The organism is uncultured Roseovarius sp. (assembly GCF_913054395.1).
GTDB lineage: Bacteria > Pseudomonadota > Alphaproteobacteria > Rhodobacterales > Rhodobacteraceae > Roseovarius.
This window is the reverse complement of sequence record NZ_CAJXIP010000168.1, coordinates 1-6473: the sequence shown is the minus strand read 5'-3', so window position 1 is coordinate 6473 and position 6473 is coordinate 1. Positions and strand designations below refer to the sequence as shown.

The following is a 6473-nucleotide window of genomic DNA, read 5'->3' as shown; positions in this document are numbered from 1 at the left end:
ATGCGTGACACCCAGGCATCTTACGGCACCGCAGCATCAAGCGTATGGCTAAGGCATGACTGCGCTGCGCCGCCCACGACTGACCCGCAATGACTGGCTCTTGGCCGGGTTGGGCGCGCTTTGCGAGCAGGGACCGGGCGCTCTTGGCGCCGAACCGCTGGCCCGACGAGTCGGGGCCACCAAGGGGTCGTTCTACTGGCATTTCACGGATGTCCCCGCCTATAATCTCGCCCTTTTGACGCTCTGGGAAACGGCCGCAGGCGACGCGATCGAGAATTGCGCAGAAACAGGCATGAGCGAGGTGGCCCGGCTGCGCATCACTGCACAGACAATTGCCGCCACCTCGACAAGCGACAGCCCGGCACTTCGTGCCGAACCGGCAATCCGCGCCTGGGCGAGCGATGATTCCATTTGCGCCGCGACCGTAACCCGGGTGGACGAGGCGCGACTGGGTCGGCTGCGCGCTCTGTTGGCGGCCTGCGGTATCGGCAATGCGGAAATGGCGCGCATCCTTTATGCGAGCGCCATCGGCATGGAAGAGCTGCGCGACAGCGATGCGGCCCGGAATTCCGATGCGATCGGCTCGCTTGTAGATCTGGTTCTGGCGCTTCGGTAACGCCCTGCCGCTTGCCCTGCTCCCGTCTGCCTTATCGGTATTAGGCACCCGCCAGGGCGACGCCGCCTGTCAGGGCTGGCGGGTCCGCCGTTCAAAACGTTCAACGAACCTCTGGCGGGCATCCGGAAGCGGTTTGTTGCCAAGCTCGGGTGCCAGGTGGTTGCGCAGGAAATACCCGGTAAGTTCGAACCCCTGCACGATCTCGGCATCGGGTGCGGGTCCCTGCCCAAGCATGCAAGGCGGAAGCGGCAAAAGCCGATCCGCCCAATCCCCCGCCCCGGCGCGCGACACGGCGCGCCCGCTGCGTGGCGAAACATAGGACAGATCATTGGCCTGAGCCCCCATCACGGCACAGGCGCGCAGATCAAGACCAAAGCCCATTTCCTCGAGCAAGGCCAGTTCCCAGTGCAGATAGGCCAGCGGCCAGATCTCTGGTTGATCGAGCAGGTCGAGAAGGGTTTCGGTGCGCTGATAGAGCGGAAGACAGGCCTCACGCTCTGGCAAGGCAAAGAGCAACAACGAGGTCACCGCGTTCAATCCCGCCAAGGCGAGCCGGTCGCCCATCGCGATGCCCGCACGCGAGCGCAGCGGCTCGACCCGGAACGTCCCGATGTGATCCTCAAGCCGCGCGCGCCATTCAAGGTCGAGCTGGGCACCGGGCTGTAGGATCGGTGCGAGCTTGCGCGAGGCGCCGCCGCGCACCACGCCGGCGTGGCGGCCGCGCGACGGCGTGAGCACCTCGATGATTGCGGCGCTTTCACCGTGTCTGCGGCTTGCCAGCAATATTCCCTGATCACGCCAGTCCATAAGCGGTTCCCTACACCTGCCCGCGCCATTGCACACCAGATGGCATGCCCTGCCAAGCCCCCCGGCGTATCACTCGGACAGGCCGGGCTCGTCCAGAAGGTGGCGCCCGGCGCGATCTTCGACCTCGACCACCCAGACATCCGGATCGAACCCGCGCTGCCGGGCAATGGCGGCGTCGACGTCGGCCTCTGGCCCCTCGGCCAGCACCACCCAGGCCCGCGCGCCGGTCATCAGGTCAAACGACCTTTGATAGGCGCGCGCCTGTCCGTCGAGCGTGTTGAGCTTTACCAGAACCGCGCCGCCTGTATCGTCGCCATGGGCCACGACAAAGGCAGGAATATCAGCAAGCCGCAGACGTGCAAGATAGGCCTGCACCCAGAATGAGGCGGTCAGGCGCGCCATCACGCCGGGGCGCCTGTTGACTGTGCGGGCGCCTCCGGCGGGAGTATTTCTACCAAGAAGAAGCCCCGCCGCATATCCCTAGTTGCCGTCCTTGAAATTCAGGCCCATCTCGGAATAGCGCTCGGATTCCTCGAGCCAGTTGGGGCGCACCTTGACCTGAAGGAACAGATGGATACGCCGGCCGAGGAACTCTTCCAGCTCTTCGCGGGCGGCCTTGGACACCGCCTTGATGGTCTCACCGCGATTGCCGAGGATGATGCCCTTGTGGCCATCGCGCATGACATAGACAACCTGGTCGATCTTGGCCGAGCCGTCCTTGCGCTCTTCCCAGTTCTCGGTCTCGACCGTGAGCTGATAGGGCAATTCCTGATGCAGGCGCAGCGTCAGCTTTTCGCGGGTGATCTCGGAGGCGATCATGCGCATCGGCAGGTCGGCGATCTGGTCTTCGGGATAGAGCCAGGGGCCTTCGGGCATCTGCTCGGCCAGCCAGGCACGAAGATGATCGACGCCGTGACCTTTTTCGGCCGATATCATGAAGGTTTCCACGAAGGGAAAGCGCGCGTTCATCTTTTCTGTCAGCGCCAGAAGGTCCGGCGCATGGACCCGGTCGATCTTGTTGATGGCAAGCGCCACCTTGCGGCCCTTGGCGATATCGCCCAGGCCTTCGAGAATCCGCTCGACGCCTTCAGTCACGCCGCGATGCGCCTCGACCAGAAGAACCACCACATCGGCATCCGCGGCCCCCCCCCAGGCTGCGGCCACCATCGCGCGATCAAGTCGGCGGCGGGGCTTGAACAGGCCCGGCGTGTCGACAAAGACCAGCTGGCTTTCGCCCTCCATCGCAACGCCGCGGATGCGGGCGCGGGTGGTTTGCACCTTATGGGTGACGATACTGACCTTGGCCCCGACCATACGGTTCAGAAGCGTTGATTTGCCTGCATTGGGTTCGCCGATCAAGGCGATGAAACCGGCGCGGGTCATGTGTGTTTTTCCAATCTGTCCAAAAGGGCGCGGGCCGCCGCCTGTTCGGCGTGGCGCTTTGATCCGGCAGTTGCCTCCGCGGTCTCGCCGCTCTTCAGCTGTGCCTCGATGGTGAATTGTGGTGCGTGATCCGGGCCGGAACGGCGCGTCTCAATGTAAGCGGGCGGAGGCAGGCCACGCGCCTGTGCCCATTCCTGAAGCGCGGTCTTGGCATCGCGTGCATCGTCCTTGACCGCCCCGACCCGCGCCCCCCAGAGCCGCAGCACCAGATCACGCGCGCCCTCGAAACCCGCATCAAGATAAACCGCGGCGATCACCGCCTCCATCGCGTCGCCAAGCAATGCCTCTTTGCGCCGCCCGCCCGACATCATCTCGGAGCGGCCCAATTTCAGGACCACGCCAAGATCAACTTCGCGCGCCACATCGGCGCAGGCTTCCTTGCGCACAAGGGCGTTGAAGCGCGGCGCGAGCTGGCCTTCGGTGGCAGAGGGGTCATGCGCCAGAAGCGCCTCGGCCATGACCAGCCCAAGCACACGGTCGCCTAGGAATTCAAGCCGCTGATTGTCATCGCGGGTTGGTGAGGACATCGAGGAATGCGTCAAAGCCCGCACCAGAAGTGCGGGCCTGGAAAACTGATAGCCCAGTCGCGCCTCAAGCGCTTTCATGTCGCCTGAGAGCTTCAATCGAGCCTCTTGAAAAAGCGGTCGCCGCGCCATGTCCAGAAGGCGAGCATTGACCTGCCGGCCGAGGAAAAGATCACACGGTTGGCCCGGCCGATCAGGTTTTCAAAGGGCACGAAACCAACCCCGCCGACAGCCGCCGGAAAGCGCGAGTCGGTCGAATTGTCGCGATTGTCGCCCATGAAAAAGTAATGCCCCTCAGGCACGGTAAAGACGCCGGTATGATCGGCGCGCTGATCGCCGATATTGATGATGCTGTGCGAGCGACCGTTCGGCAATGTCTCGATCTGGCGCGACTTGATGCAAGCCCCACCTTCGCCAACCACACCGTTTTCACAGCGCGGGCGGATCCCCATCGGGCCCTGGCGGTTGAATTCCTCGACGAAATCCGGCGCAGGCTCAAGCTTTACCGCCTCGCCATTGATATGCAGCACGCCGTTCTTCATCTGGATGCGATCGCCCGGCAGGCCAATCACCCGCTTGATGAAATCGGTGCCATCGGTGGGCTGGCGAAAGACGATGATATCGCCGCGCTCGGGCTCGGATCCGAGAATGCGGGAATTGTCGCCATCCAGAAACCCGCAGATATCCTTGGCATCGACATCAAGCCCGGCAAAGCGGATCGACGGGCAGGACGCATAGGAATAGCCATAGGCCATCTTGTTGACGAACAGGAAATCCCCGATCAAAAGGGTATCCTTCATCGAGCCGGACGGGATCCAGAACGGTTGGAACAGCAGGGTGCGAAACAGCCCCGCGATCACAAGCGCCCAGAACACCGTCTTGATCGTCTCGACAATGGAATTTCCTTGTTTGGCGTCAGAAGCCATAGGGCATCTCCGGAATAAGCTGCAAAAAGTGGTCCCCGGCTACATGCGGCGCGCACGGCGGGGTGTCAAGCCGGGGGGCCGGCAATCGGGCGGGCCTCGATCACCACAAAGGCCTGTGCCCAGGGGTGGTCATCGGTCAATGTCACATGAATGATCGCCTCGTGGCCCGGCGGCGTCATCTCGGTCAGGCGTTCTTTGGCCCAGCCGGTGACCTGCATCACGGGCTGGCCGGTTTCGATGTTGCTGACGGCCATATCGCGCCAGGCGATGCCCATTCGCAAACCGGTGCCAAGTGCTTTGGAGCAGGCCTCTTTCGCGGCCCAGCGTTTGGCATAGGTGCCGGCAACATCGGCGCGCCGTTCGGCCTTGGCCTGTTCCACATCGGTAAAGACGCGGTTGCGAAACCGGTCGCCAAAGCGCTCTAGCGTGCGGGCGATCCGCTCGATATTGGCAAGATCAGTGCCGACGCCGAGGATCATCGCGCCAGCCCCGGCCGGATCAGCAAGAGGTCATGGCCTGGCATCACATGTTCCTTTCATGCCGGTTCCGACACCATCCTGCATCCAGCGCCGCATTCAAACGCCGCGCGCCTCGTCCATCAGGCGGCGCATTTCGCTGATCGCCGGACCGAGGCCGAGAAAGATCGCCTCGCCGATGATGAAATGTCCGATATTAAGTTCGGCCACCTCGGGAAAGGCCGCGACCGGCTTTACCGTATCATAGGTCAGGCCATGTCCGGCATGCACCTCGAGCCCAAGCGAATGGGCATAGGCCGCCATCTCGCGCAGGCTGGCCAATTCGCGGTCGCGGATATCAAGGTGTCCCTCGGCATGGGCATCGCAATAGGCCCCGGTGTGCAGTTCGATCACCTCGGCCCCGATGCGCGCTGCGGCCTCGATCTGACGGCGGTCGGCGGCGATGAAGATCGACACCCGGCACCCGGCCTCACGCAGCGGCGCGATGAAATGCGCCAGCCGGTTTTCCTCGCGCGCCACTTCAAGGCCGCCCTCGGTGGTGCGCTCTTCGCGCTTTTCGGGGACGATGCAGACCGCATGCGGCTTGTGGCGCAGGGCAATCGCCTGCATCTCGGCGGTGGCGGCCATCTCAAAGTTGAGCGGCACGCGCAGGGCCTCCATCAGCCCGTCGATGTCGGCGTCGGAAATATGACGCCGGTCCTCGCGCAGGTGGGCGGTGATGCCATCGGCCCCGGCCTCTTCGGCAAGCTTGGCCGCGCGCAGCGGATCGGGATAGGCCCCACCGCGGGCATTTCGCACCGTGGCAACATGGTCGATATTCACGCCAAGGCGCAGTTTCCCCTCAAACGGCATCGGGCTTTCCTTTGTTGTAACGTGACTCGAGACGAACCTAGTCCTGTTTTGGCTTGGCGTCAGCCTTGAGTGCCTTCTTTTCCTTCATCGCTTCCCATTTTGCCTTGAGGGCACCCTTGCGGCGGTTCTGATAGGCCTGAATGACCGGCAGGCTGAGGTAATAGCAAATCAGCGCGGTGATGATGCCGGGAATGATTCCGCCGATCATATAGGGAAAGAACACCTCGTCATAAAACACATGCAGGCTGTGCCAGTCGGCCTCGTGCTCGGAAAATATCGCGAGGAAATTGTTGCGCAGATCGTCTCCCGCATCTAGGAATTTACCCCCCAGAGAGCGGCGCACTTCGTCCTCGCCGGGGCCGGTGCGCCCAAGTATGAAATGTCCGGTCTGCAAGGACACCACACCAATTGGCACATAGGTCAGCGGATTGCCGAAAAACGTGCCCAGCAGGGCCGCCGGGATGCTGCCGCGCAACACCCAGGCCAGAAGCGCGGCGACCACGAAATGCAGGCCGTAAAACGGGGTGAAGGTGGTGAAAACGCCCGCGAAAATTCCCCGCGCAATCCGGTGCGGCGGATCAGGCAGGCGATGGAGGCGGTGCTTGATATAGGTAAATGCCCGCGCCCAGCCACCACGTGGCCACATGAAGTCAGCGACCGCTCTCCAAAATGGGCGTTTGTCTCGGCGTTTGAAAACCAACGGTCGGGCTCCTAGGGTTCATGCCTCTGCATAGCCCCGGATCGGGACGGATCACGATAACGCTCAACGGCGGCGACGTCGGTTTCGGCATCGAGTGCGGACAAGACACCATGAAGATGTTCGGCATCG

9 protein-coding genes are annotated in these 6473 nt (G+C 62.9%); 1 reads left to right on the top strand and 8 read right to left on the bottom strand.

Going from position 1 to position 6473, the window contains the following annotated elements:
* Window positions 1-55 precede the first annotated feature (55 nt).
* Window positions 56-616, top strand: a complete 561-nt coding sequence (locus tag QZ522_RS16760; protein WP_294614237.1) for a TetR/AcrR family transcriptional regulator — start codon at window positions 56-58, stop codon at window positions 614-616.
* Window positions 617-685: 69 nt separating this feature from the next.
* Here QZ522_RS16760 and recO read toward each other — a convergent pair whose 3' ends face one another.
* The 8 genes from recO to QZ522_RS16720 form a co-directional block, all read right to left on the bottom strand.
* On the bottom strand, window positions 686-1423 hold the full coding sequence (gene recO, locus QZ522_RS16755) for a DNA repair protein RecO (protein ID WP_294614234.1): 738 nt from the start codon (window positions 1421-1423) through the stop codon (window positions 686-688).
* A gap of 69 nt (window positions 1424-1492) precedes the next feature.
* Window positions 1493-1825, bottom strand: a complete 333-nt coding sequence (locus tag QZ522_RS16750; RefSeq protein WP_294614232.1) for a DUF1491 family protein — start codon at window positions 1823-1825, stop codon at window positions 1493-1495.
* A gap of 78 nt (window positions 1826-1903) precedes the next feature.
* On the bottom strand, window positions 1904-2806 hold the full coding sequence (gene era, locus QZ522_RS16745) for a GTPase Era (RefSeq protein WP_294614229.1): 903 nt from the start codon (window positions 2804-2806) through the stop codon (window positions 1904-1906).
* The gene (rnc, locus tag QZ522_RS16740; RefSeq protein ID WP_294614226.1) at window positions 2803-3489 is read right to left on the bottom strand and encodes a ribonuclease III; all 687 of its coding nucleotides are present in this window, start codon (window positions 3487-3489) and stop codon (window positions 2803-2805) included. The genes era and rnc overlap by 4 nt, the downstream gene beginning before the upstream one ends.
* Complete coding sequence (lepB, locus tag QZ522_RS16735; RefSeq protein ID WP_294614223.1) at window positions 3486-4316, bottom strand: signal peptidase I; 831 nt, start codon at window positions 4314-4316, stop codon at window positions 3486-3488. Before lepB ends, rnc begins: the two co-directional genes overlap by 4 nt.
* A 65-nt stretch (window positions 4317-4381) precedes the next feature.
* Window positions 4382-4795, bottom strand: coding sequence for a holo-ACP synthase (acpS, locus tag QZ522_RS16730; protein WP_294614220.1), 414 nt, complete (start codon window positions 4793-4795; stop codon window positions 4382-4384).
* Between the two features lie 96 nt (window positions 4796-4891).
* On the bottom strand, window positions 4892-5644 hold the full coding sequence (locus QZ522_RS16725) for a pyridoxine 5'-phosphate synthase (RefSeq protein WP_294614217.1): 753 nt from the start codon (window positions 5642-5644) through the stop codon (window positions 4892-4894).
* A gap of 37 nt (window positions 5645-5681) precedes the next feature.
* Window positions 5682-6344, bottom strand: coding sequence for a DUF2062 domain-containing protein (locus QZ522_RS16720; RefSeq protein ID WP_294614214.1), 663 nt, complete (start codon window positions 6342-6344; stop codon window positions 5682-5684).
* Window positions 6345-6473 lie beyond the last annotated feature (129 nt).